The 20,887-nt window shown below is 43.7% G+C and carries 18 protein-coding genes; 6 read left to right on the forward strand and 12 right to left on the reverse strand.

Annotation, left to right across the window (positions count from 1 at the left end):
* Window positions 1-8 precede the first annotated feature (8 nt).
* A complete protein-coding gene (locus P4S58_RS18905; protein ID WP_255209373.1) occupies window positions 9-569 on the reverse strand; it encodes a hypothetical protein in 561 nt (186 codons plus the stop codon).
* 116 nt (window positions 570-685) lie between these two features.
* Between P4S58_RS18905 and P4S58_RS18910 the strand changes: the two genes are divergently transcribed.
* Entirely contained in the window at window positions 686-2,611 is a 1,926-nt protein-coding gene (locus tag P4S58_RS18910) for a winged helix-turn-helix domain-containing protein (protein WP_414628692.1), read from the forward strand.
* 10 nt (window positions 2,612-2,621) lie between these two features.
* Here P4S58_RS18910 and leuE read toward each other — a convergent pair whose 3' ends face one another.
* From leuE to P4S58_RS18930, 4 genes are all read right to left on the reverse strand, one after another.
* A complete protein-coding gene (leuE, locus tag P4S58_RS18915; protein ID WP_102987346.1) occupies window positions 2,622-3,263 on the reverse strand; it encodes a leucine efflux protein LeuE in 642 nt (213 codons plus the stop codon).
* A gap of 101 nt (window positions 3,264-3,364) precedes the next feature.
* Complete coding sequence (locus tag P4S58_RS18920; RefSeq protein WP_112403569.1) at window positions 3,365-4,105, reverse strand: DeoR/GlpR family DNA-binding transcription regulator; 741 nt, start codon at window positions 4,103-4,105, stop codon at window positions 3,365-3,367.
* Window positions 4,106-4,180: 75 nt separating this feature from the next.
* Entirely contained in the window at window positions 4,181-6,604 is a 2,424-nt protein-coding gene (locus P4S58_RS18925; RefSeq protein ID WP_337165182.1) for a formate C-acetyltransferase/glycerol dehydratase family glycyl radical enzyme, read from the reverse strand.
* A gap of 2 nt (window positions 6,605-6,606) precedes the next feature.
* The gene (locus P4S58_RS18930) at window positions 6,607-7,506 is read right to left on the reverse strand and encodes a glycyl-radical enzyme activating protein (protein ID WP_102987348.1); all 900 of its coding nucleotides are present in this window, start codon (window positions 7,504-7,506) and stop codon (window positions 6,607-6,609) included.
* Window positions 7,507-7,681: 175 nt separating this feature from the next.
* On the opposite strand from P4S58_RS18930, the gene P4S58_RS18935 reads away from it, so the two are divergent.
* Window positions 7,682-8,356, forward strand: coding sequence for a fructose-6-phosphate aldolase (locus P4S58_RS18935; RefSeq protein WP_337165840.1), 675 nt, complete (start codon window positions 7,682-7,684; stop codon window positions 8,354-8,356).
* Window positions 8,357-8,391: 35 nt separating this feature from the next.
* Here P4S58_RS18935 and P4S58_RS18940 read toward each other — a convergent pair whose 3' ends face one another.
* Together P4S58_RS18940 and P4S58_RS18945 are read right to left on the reverse strand one after the other, a co-directional pair.
* Entirely contained in the window at window positions 8,392-9,003 is a 612-nt protein-coding gene (locus P4S58_RS18940; protein ID WP_337165185.1) for a HutD/Ves family protein, read from the reverse strand.
* The gene (locus tag P4S58_RS18945) at window positions 8,996-10,381 is read right to left on the reverse strand and encodes a formimidoylglutamate deiminase (RefSeq protein WP_337165187.1); all 1,386 of its coding nucleotides are present in this window, start codon (window positions 10,379-10,381) and stop codon (window positions 8,996-8,998) included. The genes P4S58_RS18940 and P4S58_RS18945 overlap by 8 nt, the downstream gene beginning before the upstream one ends.
* 242 nt (window positions 10,382-10,623) lie before the next feature.
* Between P4S58_RS18945 and hutG the strand changes: the two genes are divergently transcribed.
* Window positions 10,624-11,436 carry an N-formylglutamate deformylase gene (gene hutG, locus P4S58_RS18950; protein WP_337165189.1) on the forward strand — a complete coding sequence of 271 codons (813 nt, stop codon included), beginning with the start codon at window positions 10,624-10,626 and terminating at the stop codon, window positions 11,434-11,436.
* A 150-nt stretch (window positions 11,437-11,586) separates the two neighbouring features.
* Entirely contained in the window at window positions 11,587-12,909 is a 1,323-nt protein-coding gene (locus tag P4S58_RS18955) for a YjiH family protein (RefSeq protein ID WP_337165191.1), read from the forward strand.
* A 99-nt stretch (window positions 12,910-13,008) separates the two neighbouring features.
* Here P4S58_RS18955 and P4S58_RS18960 read toward each other — a convergent pair whose 3' ends face one another.
* Window positions 13,009-15,117 carry a TonB-dependent siderophore receptor gene (locus tag P4S58_RS18960; RefSeq protein WP_337165193.1) on the reverse strand — a complete coding sequence of 703 codons (2,109 nt, stop codon included), beginning with the start codon at window positions 15,115-15,117 and terminating at the stop codon, window positions 13,009-13,011.
* A gap of 133 nt (window positions 15,118-15,250) precedes the next feature.
* Between P4S58_RS18960 and P4S58_RS18965 the strand changes: the two genes are divergently transcribed.
* On the forward strand, window positions 15,251-16,129 hold the full coding sequence (locus P4S58_RS18965; RefSeq protein WP_337165195.1) for a LysR family transcriptional regulator: 879 nt from the start codon (window positions 15,251-15,253) through the stop codon (window positions 16,127-16,129).
* A gap of 46 nt (window positions 16,130-16,175) precedes the next feature.
* Here the strand turns inward: P4S58_RS18965 and P4S58_RS18970 are convergent, their stop codons facing one another.
* Genes P4S58_RS18970 through P4S58_RS18985 form a run of 4 tightly spaced genes read right to left on the reverse strand, consistent with a single transcriptional unit; the run spans window position 16,176 to window position 20,033 of the window.
* Window positions 16,176-16,976 (reverse strand): ABC transporter ATP-binding protein, encoded by an 801-nt coding sequence (locus tag P4S58_RS18970; protein ID WP_337165196.1) that lies wholly within the window; start codon window positions 16,974-16,976, stop codon window positions 16,176-16,178.
* A complete protein-coding gene (locus P4S58_RS18975; RefSeq protein ID WP_337165197.1) occupies window positions 16,973-18,013 on the reverse strand; it encodes a FecCD family ABC transporter permease in 1,041 nt (346 codons plus the stop codon). The genes P4S58_RS18970 and P4S58_RS18975 overlap by 4 nt, the downstream gene beginning before the upstream one ends.
* A complete protein-coding gene (locus tag P4S58_RS18980) occupies window positions 18,013-19,050 on the reverse strand; it encodes a FecCD family ABC transporter permease (RefSeq protein ID WP_337165199.1) in 1,038 nt (345 codons plus the stop codon). The genes P4S58_RS18975 and P4S58_RS18980 overlap by 1 nt, the downstream gene beginning before the upstream one ends.
* Complete coding sequence (locus tag P4S58_RS18985; RefSeq protein WP_337165202.1) at window positions 19,047-20,033, reverse strand: iron-siderophore ABC transporter substrate-binding protein; 987 nt, start codon at window positions 20,031-20,033, stop codon at window positions 19,047-19,049. Before P4S58_RS18985 ends, P4S58_RS18980 begins: the two co-directional genes overlap by 4 nt.
* A gap of 181 nt (window positions 20,034-20,214) precedes the next feature.
* Here P4S58_RS18985 and P4S58_RS18990 point away from each other — a divergent pair, with 181 nt between their 5' ends.
* Window positions 20,215-20,790, forward strand: coding sequence for an MSMEG_1061 family FMN-dependent PPOX-type flavoprotein (locus tag P4S58_RS18990; RefSeq protein WP_337165204.1), 576 nt, complete (start codon window positions 20,215-20,217; stop codon window positions 20,788-20,790).
* Window positions 20,791-20,887 lie beyond the last annotated feature (97 nt).

The following is a 20,887-nucleotide window of genomic DNA, read 5'->3' on the forward strand; positions in this document are numbered from 1 at the left end:
ACCTCTTTCTACTTGTTCTTAATTGGAACCATAATGTGTGCGTAAGGTGTATCTTTCCACATTACATAAGGTCCTCCGTTATAAGGGTCTTCACTCAAGTCCTTGAGCAAGTATTTGGGTACAGCGATCATAAGATGTGGTCCTTCTTTAACCCACACATCCCCATTGTTGGGATCTGTTGCCATAGGGTTTGCATTGCTCACATTTGCATCCCCCTGCAACATGTAAGAAATTCCCATTGAACTAGTTACAAAAGGCTTTCCTTCCGACGCAGACTTTAAGAAATCTTGCCATACAGAATCTACACACATAGGATGCAAATCGCCTGGCATAAGTGGAATTCCCGGATAACATACCCAGTCAGATGTACCCTCCCTTAATACGGTACCATCTACAGCCAATATTGTTGCAGTTGAACTAATATCTGTTGGGGCTGCACTCTCAGCTCTTTTTAGCAGCTCATTATTAGCCATTTGCCCTGACGAACAACCAAATAAAACGCTCATCGTAGCTAGTAAACATAATTGAAAGAATCTCATATAGCCTCCCGTTTCTTTCATCTGTCCCATCAAACATAGCCTCTAGAATCATTCTTTATGATGAGATTTTCATGAGAATTCGGTGTGATAATAATTATTTCTACTATTATCAATAACAGTAAAAGTCACCAAAATGGATGAACACGGTGAGGTCTATTGTAGAAACAACACGTGCTTCCGAGTTGAGTTTTCTAGAACAAGTATTTGATGAGCATGGCCCTGACGTAATTGGTTTATACGGGATTCCTGGCGTGGGCAAGACTACGCTATTAAATCAATTCATTAAACGTCACTCCAACCAATGTCTGACAATTAACTGCCAACATTTAGAACCAACGCCTAAAGCCTTCATCAAAAAGTTAAGTAAGTTAACCAATTGCGAAGATAATCTCTCTTCAATCTGTTGCTCAATTGCTCCGAAAACGATCTTGGTTATCGATCAGTTTGAATCATTAAACTTAATTGAAACTTGGCTCAGGCGAGAATTTGTACCACATATGCACGGGCAGCTAAGACTCATTTTTTCTGGTCGAATTCATCCCGATAGACAATGGGTCATTAATCCACCAGATAACAGTGAATTCCGCTGTATGAAACTTAACAGTCTCAGTTTTTCTGCTGCGGTTAGCTACTTACAGACTCTTGGTCATACACAAATAGTCGCTATGGGGATCAATCAATTCGCTCATGGACACCCACTAGCCCTTCAACTTGCAAGTTCAGCGGTTCTAGAACAGTCTCAGCGTAAGTTAAATGAAATCCCACCTAATGATGTGGTTCAAACATTGGTACAGTATTTTGTTGAGGATATAAAAGACCATCAGTTAAAACAGGCTTTGGAGGCGACAGCGATTGTCCGTAGGATATACGAGCCATTACTCACTGCGATGTTAAACGTTGAAGAGAATGTAGGTGCGTGTCTTTATAACGCCCTTTCGGAAATAGAATTCGTAGAGCATAGAGAAGATGGGCTGAGCTTACATGACATACTAAAAAACGTCATTTCAGCGAATATGAAATCTCAATACCCAATCCGCTACTGCCAATATAGACATCGTGCCTGTGTGTTGTTAAATGAAGAAATGAGACATTCGTCGCCGAGCCAACTCTGGCGTTATACCGCAGATATTATTTACTTGGTTGAAAACAGTGTTATCCGTTCAGCATTTTTCCCACCATTTGATCAGAGAGAATACAGTGTAGAGCCCGCAGATGAACATAACCGAGATGCGATATTTGCCATCATTGAAAAACACGAAGCTCCAGAGATGTATAGGGTCTACCAGCAATGGTGGGAGAAACAAATAAACACCTTTCACTGTATTAAAAACAGTAGCAATCAAACAGTAGGATTTTACTGCCTGATCAAACCTGGCGATGTATCTCTAGAATTAATCAACCAAGACCCAATCACTTCTCTCTGGGCTCAACATCTCTCTAATGACAAAAACAACTGCAACCTAAACCAATGCTTATTTATCAGGCGCTGGTTATCATTGAACGAAGGAGAATCATTATGTGGTGCACAGGCTGCATGCTGGCTTGATATAAAACGAGCTTATTTGGAAATGAGGCCAGAATTGAGAAGAGTTTATCTGACCGTGAACGATCTACAGCCCTATTCGCTCATCGCGACAGAACTTGGGTTCCAAGTATTGGATTTAGACTACCAGATTAACGATAAATCCTATTATTCAGCAATGCTGGATATGGGAGAAGGCTCTGTAGACGATTGGGTTTCGAAACGATTAATACAGGAGGTCAATCAGGAGCAAACGAATTTGGAGTTCCCTGACTGGTTCGATAGAAACGCCCGCCAATTAGTTCTAAGTCACACTCGTATCGATTTAACCCCCTTAGAATTCGGCACTCTAGAACTCCTACTCAGTCAACAAGGCACAGTGATTACTCGTAAAACGTTGCTTAAACAAGTATGGAAAATAGAGTATGAAGGTTCTAGTAACGTCGTAGATACCATCATACGGTCTTTGAGAAGAAAGTTGGATGATAAGGCCGATATCATCCAGTCAGTGAGAGGCGTTGGTTACCGTTATCGGCTTAATGAAAAGTAATTAAAGGCTTTTAACTCAAACTCGCCAAACGAGCTGCGAATCCCATAAAGAACATACCTAACAGACCATTACCTAGGTTCGCTAAGGCTTTGTTGTTCTTAAACAGTTGAGTAAGTGATGTGCCCAAAAAGATCAGAGCACTTAAATACACAATGCTGAACACTTCTAAAATGGTTGCCAAAATCAGGTAAGACGCCCAAGTGTGCTCATAGGTGTAATCAATAAACTGGATGAAGAACGACACATAAAAAAGAATCGCTTTTGGGTTGGTCAAACTCAAAGTGAGTGACTTAGCGAACACGTTTTCTTTCTTCTTAGGGCGCGCTATTTCTGCCCCCTCTTCACCTTTTTTGCTCATCAGTTGATGGATGATCTTAATACCTAAATACAGCAGGTAAGCCGCACCAAGATAGCGAATAATAGTGAACAAAACTGGAGAAGTTTGAATGAGTGAAGCGACCCCCAGATAAGAGAGCAGAATTAAAACAGCATCGCCGATCAACACACCAGACGCGGCTTGATAGCCAGCTTTCACACCCAGTGACGAGCTTGATTTCAATACATAAAGAGAGTTTGGACCCGGAGCAAGAATGATCATTGTCAGACCAACTAAATACGTCCAAATATTAATAACGCCAAACGCTTCTAACATCCTGTCCTCGACTTAACTATTCTACTTTTCAATCTGTATAACCAAAACAACGCACCATGTCTATATGTCACACAATACTTTGTGCAAACTTCGTATCGAACTTACCCGAGGATAACCTCAATACCTTGTTGTTTTAAAAAACTAAGGTCACTTTGCGAAGCGTTATCATCGGTAAGAAGAATAGATATTTGGTCAAAACGTCCAATGGTCGAAGGGTATATCTGTCCGAACTTACTCGAGTCGGTCAGTATGATATTTCGGCGCTGTTTCGCCAATATTGTCGAAGCGATATCTGCGCGCATCATATCCCGACTTGTAAAGCCCGTATCTTGATGAAAACCATCAACGCCTAGAAATGCGGTACTAAAATGGATATTTTCAATACACAGCTTGGTTAACGGGCCTACGAGACTTTCACCTTGATGCTGATATACCCCACCGAGCAATATGATATTGGCTGAGGTATTGCGAATGAGATGTGCGATATAGGCGGACGGGGTAACGATAGTAACGTCGCCACGCTCTGCTAGGGTTCTCGCTAACAAAGCATTTGCGCTTCCACCTTCGATCAGCACAGTTTCATTACGCGCAACCAAATCTGCGGCTTTGTTGGCTAGAGATTGTTTGATATTGAAATGAACCTCCAAGCGGTTATCAATATCATCACTTTGCAGAGTGGTCGCCGCACCATGAACACGTTTGAGATAACCTTCCTGCTCAAGAAAATTCAAATCTTGACGAATGGTAACGCCAGACACACCAATAAGTTCGACAAGTTCAGTAACTTGAATTCGTTTACGCTCATTAACTAACTGTACTATTTGATTTTGTCTAGCGTTCATAACACTGCTCTAAAATGAAAAGAGGCTCCATTATAGAGCCTCTCCTTTTCATTTGAAACCAAAGTGAAAGTTTAATTACAACTCATGTTCCGTACGAGCAATGATATCGTCCTGCGCATCAGGAGATAATGCCGTAAAGAATGCTGAATAACCTGCGACTCGAACAACCAGATCGCGGTATTGTTCTGGGTTCCTCTTCGCGGCTAATAAAGTCTCACGAGAAACAATATTGTATTGAACATGCCAGCCTTTGTGATGGTTAAAGAAGGTACGAATTAGCATTGATAACTTCAGTTTGTCGCTCTCAGATTCAACAGCCGCAGGGCTTAACTTCTGATTAAGCAGTACTCCACCTAGAATCTTATTCGCTTGGATCTTACCGACAGAATTATAAACCGCCGTTGGTCCAAGTCTATCTGAGCCAGAAGCAGGGCTAGCCCCTTCCGCCAGTGGTGTTTTAGCTTTGCGGCCATCAGGAGTAGCCATCGTAGAGGCGCCAAACGGGACATTGGCAGAAATACTTGAAGTACCTGCGTAGTAACCACCACCAATCGGTCCACGTCCATGACGTGTATTCACAAAGTTGTCGAGTTCATCAATGTAGACCTGATAAGCCTGCGCAAGTAGTGAGTCGACAGAATCATCGTCATTACCATACTTAGGTGCAAAGTTGATAAGACGTTGACGTAGCTGTTCTTGTTCAGAACTTGCGAAATTATCAGCAAGAGCTTTAGCCAGCTCAGGTTGCGAAATCTGAGCGTCATCAAAGACCATGTGTTTAATCGCAGCAAGGCTATTACCTAAGTTAGCAATACCCACTTGCAGCCCCGATACCCAATCGTATTTTGCTCCGCCCTCTTTGACAGTTTTGCCTCGCTCTAAACAGCTATCGACCAACGACGAACAGAAAATATCATGAGCTTGTTGCTCAAGCACAGTGTCCACAACGGTATCAATTTCGATAGATTTACGAGTGTAGTAGCGGATTTGCTCTGCCCATGATGCCATCACTTCATCGAAGTTAGCGAAGCTGCCTTCCGCCAGCGATTTTTCGTGCGCTAAGAAGGTTTTACCTGAAGTCGCATCTTCGCCCTTGTTCAATGCCGCAAGCAAAATTCGCGCGAAGTTGATAAAGCTCATTCCCGTACAACGGTAGCCCCATTTCCCCGGTACCGCAGTCTCTATACAACCAATAGAGGCATAGTTGTAAGCATCTTCTTTCTCTACCCCCAGCTTAATGAATTCAGGGATGACAATTTCATCATTATTAAATGCTGGCATTCCAAAACCGCATTTAATCACTTCAATACAGCCCATTAGGAATTCTTGATTTAGCCCCTCGTGATAGCGAACGCTCAAGTTAGGTTGTGTTGAACGAAGCTGGCCACAAGATTCCAGAATCGCCCACGACAGAGGATTAACAGCATCTTCTGGTTCGCCGTTCGCATTGAGTTTTTGCCCACCAATGCAGACATTTTGATACAGAGGTGAACCCGCTGACGCTTTAGAGTGAGCGCCCGAACGTATCTTGTTCACTTCTAACAATTTCAGCCAGCAACTTTGTAGCAATTCAAGCGCAAAGCCTTTCTCAAGCTTACCGCTCTCCAAATCAGCGACATAGAATCGATTAAGGAACTGATCCATTCGGCCAAACGAAACCGAGTGTCCGTTCGATTCTATCTGTAGCATCAGCTGAACAAAGTAAGACAGTTGCAAAGCTTGCCAGAAGTTCTGTGGAGCGTGGTAAGCCACGTAACGACAGTTTTCAGCGATAGCTTCCAGCTCGGCTTTACGTTCTGGACGCGATTCTGCTTGCGCCATTTCCGCCGCCAGTGTGGCATAGCTAGCCATATGCTCTTGTATCGCTAAAAGCACGATTTCTGTCGCTTTGTAGAATTGCTCTTTTCTGAGCCCCTCGAATGTCGATATGTCATTGTGGGATCTTAATTCGCGAACTTCCGCAATTAGTCCATTCATGCCTATTTTGAGAATTTTTTCGTTATCAACCGCAAGGTGAGCATCACCTGAAGTCATGTTACCTTCAGCTTTGATGATGGTTGTTGCGAGGATATCTTGCTGCTCATCCGTAAACAGTCCATAACAGCGATCTTGCACTGTTTTACCTCGCCAATATGGCGTCAGTGAATGAATGATTTCTTTATCTTGTTCAGTAACCGCGAAACCAGCTCCGGGTCTATCGGCCAAGTCGTCAATCTCTGCTTCTATCCAACGAACGGTGTACTCAGGAAATATAGGTGCAGCTCTTAACTTGCTCGCTTGGTTACCAACAATGAGCTCGTCATTTTTAATCCAGATAGTACGAGTTTCAAGATGCTCTTTAAGTGCCAGAGCGCGTTGAATAATCACAGGTTTATCTTCATTTTCGGCGTATGCGCGTGTATATGCTTGGGCTCGCTCGGTACAAACCGGCGGCGTAACAATATTAATCAGTTCCGATTTGTGCGCTTTAATTCGCTCAGGTAAGTAATTTAAATCCATGATTAGCCTCTCACAGTGACATTGAGTTGAGTATGTTTACGCGCGTATTGTTGAGCTCTCTCTAAAAGTTGGGGGTTGCTCAGCGGTTTGTCTGAGCACAAGTACGGCATATCCAATAAACGGTATTTGTTGATCCCTAGTGTGTGGTAGGACAACAAGTGAAGTTCTTTGCAGCTTTGTAGAGAAGCAGCAAAGTCGATAATTTGTTTGAGTTCTTGGTCTGTATCGTTGAACTCAGGCACAACAGGTACACGGATAACGATGCGCTTGGCGATAGAATCTAATTTGCGGAAATTTTCCTTGATGCGCTTAAGTGAACCTTTAGCCCATTGATTGAATTTGACCTCTTCCGTGTGTTTCAAATCGGCTAGCCAGCAATCAATAAAAGGCGCGACTTTTTCAACGTTTTTCCAAGGTGCGTGCATACACGATTCAATCGCAGTAGAGACACTGTTTTGCTTCAGTTTTTTGGCGATATCGGCAACCAGATCCGCTTGCATCAAGGGTTCGCCACCAGAAAACGTAACGCCTCCAGAGCTTTGGTCATAGAAGGGTTTGTCTTTCATCAATTCTTTGAACAGTTGTTCAGCATCTGCTTCTTGCCCACACACGGTTAGCGCTTGTGTCGGGCAGATATTGTCTAGTTCCGCGAGATCTTCATTGGTAAGCAAATCTCTATCGATCGAAATAGCACCATCTTGCTTGCTGATTGCCGAGCACGCTTTACTGCATATGTCACAATCTTTTAGGCAGATTCTCTGATCAAACAACAGCGAACGTTTTTCACTACGACTTTCAGGATTCTGACACCAAGGGCAAGCAAGCGAACATCCCTTCAAGAAAAGGATAGAACGGATTCCATCACCATCATGGGTTGAAAATCGTTGAATGTTGAAATACATGCCTTTCACCTAATAGCGCTAAATTCGATAATCTAGCTTTTCAAATTTTCTATATTTGAAATAATCAAACTTTCAAATGAAAGTTACATTGATCAAAATCAAAGGCTGGATAGGTAGTGTTCTTTATAGTTATGGCAACGATGAAACTGAGATCTCGAACAGAGAGAGAAATATCATGATTGAACTGTACCTAGACACAGCCGATGTCGAACAGACAAAACGTTTTAACCAGTGCCTGCCACTGAAAGGAATTACCACCAATCCAAGTATTCTGGCCAAATCAAATCAAGGGCTAAAAAAGACACTACAAGGCATGCAACAAGCATTAGGTGGTACACCAAGATTCCATGCTCAAGTGGTCAGTTCTACAGCCCAAGAGATGTTGGAAGAAGCGCGCCAGATTAACGAACTGCCTTACGATATGGTGGTAAAAGTTCCAGCAACGGAAGTTGGCTTAACGGCAATTAAGTTAATGAAAAAAGAGGGAATTCAAGTTCTCGCCACTGCTATTTATTCGGCTCAGCAAGGCTTTTTGGCCGCGCTATGCGGTGCTGATTACCTTGCGCCGTATGTAAACCGTATTGATGCAATGAATGGTAACGGCGTGGAAGTTGTTGCCGATCTTCAACTGCTTTTAGACCAAAATCAGTTGCCTGCAAAGATACTTGCTGCGAGTTTCAAAAATACTCAGCAGGCGATGGAAGTGATGAAACTTGGTATCGAAGCTATCACACTTCCTGTCGATGTTGCTGCTGCAATGTTTGCTCATCCAGCGGTTGCACCAGCAGTTGCACAGTTCGATAAAGACTGGAAGGAAGCATTTGGCGACAAGCTTTCATTTGAAAGCTAACGAATCGTAAAAGTAACAATTGGCTGACCTTATGGTCAGCTAATTGTATTAGCAGTAATAACAATAAAAACGCCACAACCTTTTTGCAGCGTAATCTGGCTATTCTGATGCAGAAGAACCGTGGCTTGATTTGGTATTGCGATACTTTGTTGTATCGCTTGCGACTGTACCAACAACTCACAATCGCTGTTGGCATAGAAACCTGTGAACAGCGTGCTCGTATCGATAGTAATAACGCGACATGCAGGAGAGAAAACCGCTTCCACTTCCGAACTGGCTTTGCCTTCTCTCACCATAATGTTGAGATCTTCAATTGCCCCATTTGATAGAGTCGCATAGGTACTATCACCTCCAGCGAAATGCGCAACAGACAACACTTGTTCAAGGTTATGTTGATACTCTTTTTGTGCGTTTTTATGGGACAAATGCATCCCACTACCCTTCAGCAAAACAAGCGTACGATGCAAACCAGAAAAATCAGAGAACGCACCATCTTCAACCACAGCAGCTTGGCTAATGCGATACAGCACCCCATCGTTTTCTCGACTCACCGCAATTTCTAACGTTTCACCCAAGCCATTTTTCCACGGCATACGCAGATAGTCAGATTGAGGAACTACGCTAAACAAGTTTGAGTGATTAGACATCGTAAATAACCTTCTTAATCACTTTAGAGAACTCTGAACGGCTTATAACATCTAGCTCATGTCGTCCTTCGCTAATAACTTGCTTACCTGCAACAAACACATCTTTCACCACATTTTCGCTGCATGCGAACAACCAACGATTCAATACATCTTTGGTTTCGCTTGCGCCAATAAACGGATGGCTATCATCAAGCACCATAAAGTCTGCGCGTTGACCAACCGCTAAACCTAGCTCTACGCCACATGACTGATTGCCGCCCAATAACGCTTGCTTAAACAGGTTATCACCAATGCTGGTTTGTTCGCCTCGATATAGACGATTACGTTGTTGATCACGAAGGCGTTGTCCGTATTCGAGAATACGCAGTTCTTCAACAATCGACAGGCTCACATGGCTATCTGAACCGATACCCCAGCGACCATTTAAACGTTCAAATTCAACACCAGGGAAAATGCCGTCACCCAAGTTTGCTTCTGTCGCCGGACACAAACCCACTACCGCTTTGCTGCTGGCAATTGCATTGAGTTCGTATTCATTCAGATGTGTCGCGTGGATTAAGTTCCAACGCTCATTCAAACCCACATGTTCATGCAACCACTCAACAGGACGTTGACCACTCCATGCCAAACAGTCATTCACTTCTTTCTGCTGTTCAGAAATATGAATGTGTACCACTTTGTTGCTGTCTGATGAGCTCAATACTTCTTTGATTTGCTGCTCTGTTACCGCACGTAGTGAATGGAAACAGATACCAAGGTTGTGCAGCTTAGAACCTGCTAAGGCTTGTTCACATTGACTTTGCAGTTCCAAATAAGAGTGTGACGAATTGATAAAGCGAGCTTGACCTTCGTTCGGAGCAAGCGCACCAAAACCAGAATGAGAATACAAAACAGGTAACAGAGTCAGACCGATACCAGAGCGATCCGCGGCATTGATCAACTGATGAGACATCTCAGCTCGGTTGGCATAGTGTTTACCTGCAACATCATGGTGTAAATAGTGGAATTCACCCACTTGGGTATAACCCGCTTTAAGCATGTCGATATAAAGCTGAGTAGCGATAATGTTGGCTTGTTGTGGCGAAAGCTTTTGTACAATTTTGTACATCAGATCGCGCCAACTCCAAAAGCTATCATTCGGGTTCAAACACACTTCTGCCATTCCCGCCATTACACGTTGGAAAGCATGTGAATGCACGTTTGCTAAGGTTGGCAATACTGGGCCAATAAGCTTTGTTGCCCCCTCAAGCGCTGAAGTATCCGATTCGACATGAGTAAACACTCCATCGGTGACTTCGAAAGAGACGTTGTTATGCCAACCATCAGCAAGCCAAGCTCGCTCAGCAAAGAAATAATGACGTGTTTGAGTCCCTGTCATGGTGAATTCCTAGTTCAAAAAAGTAATCACTTGCGCTGTTTAAAATAAGTGTAATTTAGCTTTATATGTATATACAAGTTATATTTCCCCACTCAATTCACTTACAAAAATAAGGGTATTTAATACAGAAAAAAGTGAGATAAACGCAATAAATATTTAACCTCTCACTTGCAACAACGTTTTATGACAGCTAGATTAACAAATGTATATACATTTAATGAAGATAACGGAGTATCTGTCAAATGAGTCAGCCAAATTGTGTTCGTTCACCATTCGAATTTCATCAAGGAAGCGTCCCACTGTTAGTGAGTATGCCTCATTCTGGTTTAGGTCTGACTCCAGAAGTTGAACAAGGCTTGACGGAAGCCGCTAAGAAACTTCCAGATACTGATTGGTTTATTCCAGAGCTTTATGAGTGTGTAAAAGAACTGGGCGCGAGTGTCATTTCAGCTAACTATTCTCGCTACGTGATTGACCTAAATCGACCAAGTGACGACAAACCACTCTACACAACAAAAACTACAGGCTTGTTCCCAGAGATCCTCTTCGACTCCACTCCAGTTTTCGTTGATGGTAAAGCACCAAGCGAAAGTGACCACGAACGCTATAAAGAACAGATTTGGCATCCATACCATTCCACAATTGAACAAGAACTCGCGCGCCTTAAATCTATTCACGGCTACGCAATCTTATTTGATGCCCACAGTATCGCCGCGCAAGTACCTATGTTGTTCGAAGGGACGTTGCCTGAGTTCAACTGGGGAACCAACCAAGGCGAATCATGCAGCAGCGCAATTGTCGATGCTGTGATGGGTGCGGTATCTGACCGCTATAGCCAAGTGCTTAACGGACGTTTCAAAGGCGGTTTTATTACTCGCGGATTTGGTAAGCCGAGCGAAAACGTTCACGCCATTCAGCTTGAAATGTCACAAGACACTTACTTAAACAATGACGCACTCGCTCAAGGGAGATACGAGTTAGATGCGAACAAAGCCATCAAAATTAAATCGCAACTCAACGCGATTTTAAGTGCTGTTCTAAAAGCACAGATTTAACTGTTCAAAGCAATAAAATTATTTGCCGTTTGGATGAACGGCAAGAGAAGAGCGTATAGAACGCCAAGATTAAAAGTTCAGTCAAAAACACGGAGCACGGGGCAGAACGACTGCCTACGTGCAAAGTTTCACTCACTAAGGAAGGTAACTATGGAAGCAACTGGATCCATACTCACGAAACCTGTTTGGTCTTCAGCACTGAAACTGGTTCTGTTTAGCCTTATCGGCATCATCTTTTTCTTTGTACCGATCGAAATCAACGCAAAATCCACTATTCCACTCGACCACATGGTTTCTTGGCTACGTGCAACATCACCTAAAGGTGTTGAGATTTATGCACTGCTGATGATCATCGCTGGTAGCGTCTACCCTTTTGTTACAGGCAGTTGGAACGCAAACATAACGCAGAAAGTGCTTTCTGTGCTTAAAGTAGTCGGCGTAATTACTGCGCTAATGGAGTTTTTTTCAGTCGGTCCAGCACTGCTATTTGAAAAAGACATGCTGCCATTTCTATTTGGCAAGCTTGTTGTGCCAGTAGGTCTGATTGTTCCTGTTGGCGCAATTTTCTTAGCGTTTTTAATCGGCTTTGGTTTGCTTGAAATGGTTGGCGTGCTGCTTCAACCTGTGATGCGCCCTATTTTCAAAACACCGGGTAAATCAGCCATTGATGCTGTTGCTTCTTTTGTAGGCAGCTACTCAATTGGTCTTCTTATTACCAACCGCGTATACAAATCCGGTCAGTACTCAGCAAAAGAAGCAGCCATTATCGCTACAGGCTTTTCAACCGTTTCAGCAACCTTCATGGTCATCGTGGCTAAAACATTAGGCTTGATGGAGATTTGGAACCTGTTCTTCTGGAGCACATTGGTTCTGACTTTTGTCGTTACCGCTATTACGGTACGTCTACGTCCACTTGCTCGTTTAGATGATTCAAAGCCGATTGCTGATGAGGTTCCAAGTGATCTGCCACGCATCAAACAAGCCGTGAATGAAGGTCTTCAAATCGCAGACAAATCTGAGCCAGTGTTAAGTAGCATCTTTAAGAACCTGAAAGAAGGTCTGTTAATGGCAATGAGTATTCTGCCATCAATCATGTCTGTGGGTTTGATCGGCTTGCTACTTGCTAAATACACACCTGTCTTCGAATGGTTGGGTATCCTGTTCTATCCATTCGCTTGGATAGCGCAAATGCCAGATCCTATGTTGGTTGCAAAAGCTTCAGCGACGGGCCTTGCTGAGATGTTTTTACCTGCACTGATTGCAGCGAAAAGTGACTTCATTACTCGCTTTGTGATTGGTCAGATTTCTATCTCTTCCATCTTGTTCTTCTCTGCGTCGATCCCTTGTATTTTGTCGACTGAGATTCCAATCTCAGTGAAACAGATCGTTGTAGTTTGGTTCCAACGTACTGTATTAACGCTGCTGCTAAGTTCTCCAGTGGCATATGCGATTCAGCATTTCACGATGAGCTAGTAGCGGTTAGATGAATGAAAAATCCCCGCAGTTATCACTGTGGGGATTTTATTTAAATAGTCAGAAAGTATATCAAGCTATTTATTACCGAATAAGCGCCTACCAGGAGTAGTTTAAGGCAGCATTAAACGATCGACCTGGATTGTAGTAGTTCGCTGTACCTGAACCCACAACATATTGCTTATCTGCTAAGTTATGAACATTCAATGACAGTTGCGCTGATTTTGAAATACGGTAAGCGAATGCAGCATCAAATAGAGTTGCAGCTTCACTTTTCGCAGTATTAGCGGCGTCAAAGTAATAAGAACCTACGTAACGTGTCCCTAAACCTATATCCATCGTTTCATTCGGCAGGGTGTAATAACCCCAAAAAGAAGCGCTGTAGTTGGGTGCTGTTACGAACTCATTCCCATCTAGGACATCACCGTTCCGAGTGCTGCCACGCACAACTTCAGACTTCATGTATGAGTATCCACCCGTAACATTAAAGCTATCTGTTATTTCAGCTTTCACTTCTAAATCAAGACCACGCACACGAGTTTCACCAATAGTTTCTCGTTCAATCGTTCCGTTATCCTGAACGATAGCCATAGTTACATCATTCTTCTTAAGATCGTAAACCGCAGCAGAGAAAAGCGCATTCATGCTTAGTGGCGCAAACTTCACTCCCACCTCTAACTGCTCGCCTCGTTCTGGCTTCACACCGATACTAGGTGGAGCAACAGATTCGACCTGACTGATATAGGTTGACCATTCTTGCGTTACTTTTACGGTAAACGCGCCGCGAAGAGATGTCTCCGAAAACTCATCGCTTGAATAACTATTGCTGATATTTCTGTTTGCTAAATCCATATAGTCATGGCGAGCACCCAGCGTAAGAATGTATCGGTCATCCAATGATAAGTTTTGCTGAATAAACACAGACTTCGTTGTCTCATCCTGATCATTTTTACTGTATGGCGCGCCGATAATCGGAGTACCAGAGTATGATGGATTGCTGATGTTTATGCTGGTTGTTGTTCCATACACTGACGCTTCCTGAGTCGAAGCATCACGATATTCCAAGCCAATTAAAGTACTGCTATCAATGCGTTCAAAGCTGGCGTCATATTGCAGAATGGTGTTACCAATAAGCTGCTCTGACTGTGTATCGGTTCCGAAATAGTAACGAGCAATATCGCTACCCGTTCTTCCTTCGTAATCATACAAATACACATAACCAAAATCGTCTTCGAGTTTGCTGTAACGCAAGTTACCACTCAGTGAGATTCCGTTATCAAAATGATGCGCGACTTGAGCGGTAATATTTGTGCGTTCTACATCGTGTTTGTTGTAGTCAGGTTCACCGTAGAATTCACTACGGTCATACTCTCGATCTAGTGGATAGCCCCCACTGTTCGGTGTGGTGTCTCGACCAAGATAATCAACAATTAACGTTGCCGTTGTTTGTACAGATGGCTGCCACGTAATACCACCCATCACAAATTGAGAGTTGTCTTTTGAATAATCGTATTCAAGATCGCTGTCTTTGATTTTGGTGGTAAAACGATAGGCGACCGTTTCAGATTCATTCAGTGTGTCACCAAAATCCAAACCAATCTCTTTATTATCGAACGAACCATATGAGACATAAGTATTACCAAAACGCTCAAACTTGGGTCTTTTACTCACAAAGTTTACTGAACCCCCAGGGTCGGCAGGTCCAAACAAGGTTGAGTTCGCGCCACGAATTACTTCAACACGTTCATAAGCATAAGGATCTTCACGAACTCCGCGCATCGAACCTAGTGTCATACCGTCGCGATAAGTCGTTGCTTGATAACCTCGAATCATAAAGTAATCGTTGCGGTCATCAGAACCGTAGTAATCTGTCACCAAACCCGGTGAATATTGCAGAATTTCTTCTGTGGTCGTCGCATTACGTTGGTTGATCTCTTTTTCTGTAATAACGGAAACCAAAGCTGGCGTATCTAGAACATTGGTCGCGACCTTACCCCCAACGGACAACTCCTCAACAACTGTCGTTTCTGAATCCGTGGGTAGAGGTTGTCCATATACAGTAATCGTGTTGACACGATAAGACTGCTCTTCTTGGGCGCTACTTTGAACTTCTGAATACACAGAACCAGAATAAGAAAGAACAGGAACAAAACAGAGAAGTAAGTGCATTGCACTATACCGTTCCTTACCACTTCTAATATTTTCCATTGTTAATAACCCTATACTGCTAGTTTTTTATTGTTATTTCATACTATTGATAATGCAAACGATAATGCTTACTATTTGTAATTAATTAAATTGATATATAGTTATCAACCGATGCCTAGAGAGAAACAACCTAATGGAGCTACGCCACCTCAAATATTTTTTAGCGGTCGCTGAAACACAAAACATTCGATTAGCCGCTCAAAGAGTTCATGTCACTCAACCTGCGATATCAAGAAAAATCAAAGAATTAGAAACAGAACTGGGCGTTCAATTGTTCGACCGTCTACCTAAAGGATTACGCCTCAATCGCGCAGGAAAGATTTATCAAAAACAGTTAGGAGCAGTAATCAGACAAATTGACGACGCCAATGAGCATGTTCGTCAGTTTACCCATACAGAATATGGTTCTCTGGCTTTGGGTGCTCATGACTTTGTTCTGTGGGAAGGGCAAATTAATCAGTGCATTAACCAGTTTCGCCATGATAACCACCACGTTGAGCTGGAAGTGTATTCAGATACCCCAATGGTGCTGCTTAAACGCTTAGAATTAGACCAAATTGACGGTGCATTTCTCTATCATTTTTCTGAGTTGCCATCGGAGTACTCCGTTCACCCAATAGCTCAGGACAAACTGGTTCTTGCTTATCCTTCAAACTGGGGAAAAACTTTCTCGCCAAAAACCAGCATTGAAGAGCTGAATCTATTACCCTCTGTTCGATTACCAAGAAGCGTTGATCCTTACTACTATGACTGGCTGGAAGTTTTGTTCCAAGAGATAGGCTGGACACCGGAAGTAACACAGTGGGCTCATGGTGAGAGCACCATGCTAGGATTGGTTGCAGCGGGCAATGGGGTTGCAATAGTTAATGAGCGTCATTTCACGCGACCATCCAATATGTTGTGCTCTACACCTTTGGATGTGTTGCCACACACTTCTCCACTTAGCTTTGTGTATAAAAACACCTCTGACAATCCTGCACTGATGGAGTTTTTGCAGCTACTATCCAAATAGGACAGACTTCCACATATCTTTTGTCGAAGCCGTGAAAATGGGTCAACTATTTTAGCTTGTGTCGACCTATAGGAATCATCATAGGAATATCTGAAATCGGATCGATAATGACATGGTTGTTCAAACCAAATACCGTTTGAATCGTATCACTAGTAAGAACTTGTTTTGGCTCGCCATGTGAGTGAAGCTGCCCGTTTATCATCGCTAATAAGTAGTCTGAATAACGGGCGGCTAAATTAAGGTCATGTAGAACCATTACTATGGTGATCCCCCTTTGTAAATTGAGGTCTACCAACAAATCTAATACTTCAATTTGGTGCGTCACATCTAAAAATGTCGTCGGCTCATCAAGCAACAAGATGTCCGTCTCCTGCGCTAGTGCCATGGCAATCCACACACGCTGACGCTGCCCGCCGGACAGCTCATCAACTTCTCTGTCTATCAGGTCAGTCAGCTTTGTCACTTCCAAAGCATTAGCGATCGCTTCATCATCTTTACTATTCCAACGAGACATTAAGCCGTGATGTGGATGGCGACCGCGACTAACGAGATCGCCAACGGTGATCCCTTCTGGAGCTATCGGGGACTGAGGCAATAAACCCAAAGTGCGAGCTAATGCTCGTGTTGGGCTTTTATGTACCGATTTTCCATCAAGCAAAACTTGACCGTTTGAAGGCGTTAATAACCGAGATAGGGTTCTTAACAATGTGGATTTACCACAGGCATTTGCCCCAACAATTGAAGTGATTTTTCCCGGAGCAATCTTAAGCGAGAGATCTTTTACTATCGTTTTTTCGCCATAACCAGCAAACAACTGCTCTACTACAAGTTCATGAGCTTTGGTCACAACGCTCCCCCTTTACGATTAACGCGAATAATTAAATAAATAAGATATGGAGCACCCAACGCACCCGTGATAACCCCAACCGGATAGCGGCTTGGAAGAACAAATTGTCCGATGTAATCCCCAGCTAACACTAATACGGCACCGACCAGCGCAGCAGGAACGAGTAGAGATCCGTTAGAACCGACTATGCGAGCAGCGATAGGTCCGGAAAGAAAGGCGACAAAAGCGATGGGTCCAGTCACAGCAGTGGCAACAGCAATCAAACCAACAGCGCATACAATTACGGTAATTCGGGTAAAGGTGATGTTTACACCCAGCGCCGCAGCGGTATCATCCCCCATTCTTAATGCTTCTAAAGACTTATTTTGACTCAGCAGTAAGCCACCGAAGATAACCAGTGACACCAATAACGGTACACTTTGATTGAGTTGTACTGAATTGACACTTCCGGTTAACCAACGCATCGCCTCTTGCAGATCCCACGGTGAGGCTTGCGACAGAAGATAGGCGATATAACTTTCAATCATGGCTGACACGCCAATACCCACTAAAATCAAACGCGTCCCCGCCACACCATTTTTGTAAGAAAGCCCATAAACAGTCAGTGCAACTGCCAAACCTGCCAAAATGGAGAAAAACGCAACGGCAGAGCCATCCATATTAAGAACGATGATTGCAAAAACGGCAGCAGCGCTGGCTCCAGAACTTACACCAACAATGTCTGGGCTGGCTAAAGGGTTACGCAACATGGTCTGAAATGCGACACCCGCTAATCCAAAACTCATTCCAACCAGTAATGAAATCATCGCTCTCGGTAATCGTAAATGCCCAACGGTAAAACTCGCACCGAGCATATTCTCGCCCTTTAAGACCCTCCAGACGATAGATGGAGGAGTATAAGATTGCCCCAATACCAACGTTAAACACCAAGCTGACACCGCTAAAATGGTTAAACCAACAATGATCAGCGCCCAGCATCGCATACGTTGCTTACGGGCTTTTTTCACCCTTTGCAAAAGAAATAATTCAGCGGACATCATAGTTCCCTAACTCGCTGACGACGTACTATCCAGATAAAAAACGGCGCGCCAATAAATGCAGTCACTACGCCAACAGATAATTCACTCGGACGGGAAATGATTCGCCCAACAATGTCTGCCAGTAGAAGCAGACTCGCACCGCCTACCGCAGAGAAAGGCAACAACCAGCGATGATCAACACCCACCAATAGACGGCAGAAATGCGGCACAACTAAACCGACAAAGCCTATCGGCCCACAAATTGCCGTTGTCGCACCACAGAGCAATATTGCTCCAAGTCCAGCAGCACTCCGAGCCAGAACTACATTCTCACCCAAGCCTGCAGCCAGATCGTCCCCCAGTGCCAAACTGTTTAGTTTTCTCGCGGTTAATGTAGTAATCATTAAGCCAACGATCAAAAAAGGCAGCACAAAAACAATGGTTTCAAATGTCGCGCCACCGACACCACCGATTTGCCAAGAACGAACCCCACCCGCAATATCGTTGCGTGGTAACACCACCGCAATAGTAAAACAGGACAAAGCCGCTGACGTTGCTGCGCCAGCTAATGCTAACTTAAGCGGTGTAGCTCCACCTCGCCCCATAGAGCCGATGGTGTAAACAAATGCGGCAGTCAGCGCTGCTCCTAGAATTGCCATCCAGACATAGGTTTTAATTTGATTCATTCCAAACCAAGCCAATCCGATGACAACAAAAAATGAAGCACCAATATTGACGCCAAGAATGCCAGGGTCTGCGAGCGGATTGCGAGTGACACCCTGCATCACAGTTCCTGCTAAGCCTAAAGAAGCGCCCGCAATCACTGCCAATACGGTGCGAGGAATACGCATAGCAACCGCGGCTTCACCTACGGTATTTAGGTTTCCTTGAATAGCACTGAAAATTTCAGCCCAAGATACTTCTCTCGTCCCTAACGCGACTGAGAGTAGAGACAAAAGAAACAGAACGATAAGTAAAGCAACGAGAGTCACTGAACGTGATAGTTCAAAACCCCACAGCGAAAACTGATTACTCTTGGAAATAGATATACTCATTGCGCTTTGCGTGCCGCCGCAGCCAACGCTTCAAGATAATCATCCAAAACCCAAGAGATGGATAACGGGGACGGATTAGCAGCAGTGGCTAGCGGTCCGCTTCCAAGCATGACAATTGAACCATGTTTAACCGCATTCATTTTTGCCATCAGTGGATTATGCGAGAGTGGCTTCAGTAGCTCTTCTCCGCCATAGGTAACGAAGATATCGACATCGTTAAATGCGTCGATTTGTTCAATACTGGCTTCACCTGAAAACTGTCCTGAACGACTCAAATCACGAATGCTTTGTGATGAGACGAGATTTAAGTCACTGAAGAATTTCACTCGCGTATCGTTGCCAGTGTAAAAGTGAATCACACTCAGATCCGTCGGATCTAAGTGGGTAATAAACATCGCGGACTTACCTTTCAGCTCTGGATATTGTGCCGCACGTGATGCTATATCTTGTTCAATACTCGCAATCAGATTATCCCCTTCTTTCGACATCCCCATACCAGCACTGTTTATGCGGATCATACTTCTCCAGTCCGTAGACCAAGGTGCGTTGGGATATGCCACCACTGGTGCAATCATACTCAGCGTTTCGTAATCGGAGCGACTCAAACCTGAATACGCTGCAAGAATCACATCCGGTTGCGTCGCTGCAACTGCTTCAAAATCAATACCATCACCTTCATCAAATAGTGTTGGCGTTTGTGCACCTAACTTATCTAAGCGTGCTTTTACCCAAGGCAGCACACCATCTCCATCATCGTCACCGAATTTCGCCGCAGCGAAACCAACCGGTACTACGCCCAACGCAAGAGGTACTTCATGATTAGCCCAAGCAACCGTCGCAATTCGCTCTGGCTTTTGCTTGATGATCGTTGTGCCAAAAGCGTGCTGAATTTTAATGGGATACCTAACGCTATCGTCAGCCCGACTGATTGTGGTGGTTAAAGAGAAAACTAAAACGGTAAAAATGGCTTTGAGATTTAACATATGGTGGCTTCGATTTTGGCGTCAACTTTATAACAGCGGCATCTCGTCCGAGATGGCATTTGACTCTGTCCTATGAGTTAGAACATGATAATGCAAACTAATTTCAAATGACACTAAGTATCATTTACAAATAGTTTACGACTGATAACCAAAACGAAAGTATAAAAACAGAGAAAGTAAAATGACTCAAATAACGACACTGGAAGAACTAAGAGAGCTCTATAACACACCTCATCCACTAGCTGTGGCTAAAGACATTAAACACATTGACCAGCACACTCGAACTTTCATTGAAAACAGCAGACTGTTTTTTCTCTCGTCTACTAATCAAGATGGATTTTTAGATATCTCTCCCCGCGGCGGTGATGCTGGGTTTGTCAAAGTTTTGGATGATAAAACACTGGCTTTCCCAGACAGCCCAGGCAACAACCGTTTAGATACCTTAACTAACCTCATCACCAATCCCAAAGTAGGCTTGCTGTTTGTAGTTTCTGGTATTGAAGATGTGGTACGGGTGAAAGGTACAGCCTCTATTCATATTGATGACGAGATTCGAGATCTGTGCCTTGACGGAAAAACCAAGCCAAAATTGGTGGTTAAAGTCACGATAGATTCACTGCTTTTCCACTGCCCTAAAGCGCTGATGAAGTCCAAAATTTGGAACAACGAATCCTTTGTAGAACGAGAGTTTCTCCCTTCTCTGCTTAAGATTATTCAGGATCAACAAGTCGAAAAAGAACAGCGCGGTGACAACTAACTCGCGATAAGCTAATACCGCTTAGATGAATGGAAAATCCCCACCGTGATTACAGTGGGGATTTTTCTTTCAGACGACTAGATAAATACAAATCTGT

This window comes from Vibrio sp. Hal054 (genome assembly GCF_037162405.1).
GTDB classification, from domain to species: domain Bacteria; phylum Pseudomonadota; class Gammaproteobacteria; order Enterobacterales; family Vibrionaceae; genus Vibrio; species Vibrio diazotrophicus.

Excerpts from the sequence above, each read along its gene's own strand:
- P4S58_RS18945 (WP_337165187.1), bottom strand. The coding sequence starts at position 10,381 with ATGACAGGGACTCAAACACGTCATTATTTCTTTGCTGAGCGAGCTTGG.
- P4S58_RS18980 (WP_337165199.1), bottom strand. The coding sequence starts at position 19,050 with ATGAGTATATCTATTTCCAAGAGTAATCAGTTTTCGCTGTGGGGTTTT.
- P4S58_RS18925 (WP_337165182.1), bottom strand. The coding sequence starts at position 6,604 with ATGGATTTAAATTACTTACCTGAGCGAATTAAAGCGCACAAATCGGAA.
- P4S58_RS18985 (WP_337165202.1), bottom strand. The coding sequence starts at position 20,033 with ATGTTAAATCTCAAAGCCATTTTTACCGTTTTAGTTTTCTCTTTAACC.
- P4S58_RS18935 (WP_337165840.1), top strand. The coding sequence starts at position 7,682 with ATGATTGAACTGTACCTAGACACAGCCGATGTCGAACAGACAAAACGT.
- P4S58_RS18930 (WP_102987348.1), bottom strand. The coding sequence starts at position 7,506 with ATGTATTTCAACATTCAACGATTTTCAACCCATGATGGTGATGGAATC.
- P4S58_RS18975 (WP_337165197.1), bottom strand. The coding sequence starts at position 18,013 with ATGTCCGCTGAATTATTTCTTTTGCAAAGGGTGAAAAAAGCCCGTAAG.
- P4S58_RS18960 (WP_337165193.1), bottom strand. The coding sequence starts at position 15,117 with ATGGAAAATATTAGAAGTGGTAAGGAACGGTATAGTGCAATGCACTTA.
- leuE (WP_102987346.1), bottom strand. The coding sequence starts at position 3,263 with ATGTTAGAAGCGTTTGGCGTTATTAATATTTGGACGTATTTAGTTGGT.
- P4S58_RS18905 (WP_255209373.1), bottom strand. The coding sequence starts at position 569 with ATGGGACAGATGAAAGAAACGGGAGGCTATATGAGATTCTTTCAATTA.
- P4S58_RS18920 (WP_112403569.1), bottom strand. The coding sequence starts at position 4,105 with ATGAACGCTAGACAAAATCAAATAGTACAGTTAGTTAATGAGCGTAAA.
- P4S58_RS18990 (WP_337165204.1), top strand. The coding sequence starts at position 20,215 with ATGACTCAAATAACGACACTGGAAGAACTAAGAGAGCTCTATAACACA.
- P4S58_RS18955 (WP_337165191.1), top strand. The coding sequence starts at position 11,587 with ATGGAAGCAACTGGATCCATACTCACGAAACCTGTTTGGTCTTCAGCA.
- P4S58_RS18940 (WP_337165185.1), bottom strand. The coding sequence starts at position 9,003 with ATGTCTAATCACTCAAACTTGTTTAGCGTAGTTCCTCAATCTGACTAT.
- hutG (WP_337165189.1), top strand. The coding sequence starts at position 10,624 with ATGAGTCAGCCAAATTGTGTTCGTTCACCATTCGAATTTCATCAAGGA.
- P4S58_RS18965 (WP_337165195.1), top strand. The coding sequence starts at position 15,251 with ATGGAGCTACGCCACCTCAAATATTTTTTAGCGGTCGCTGAAACACAA.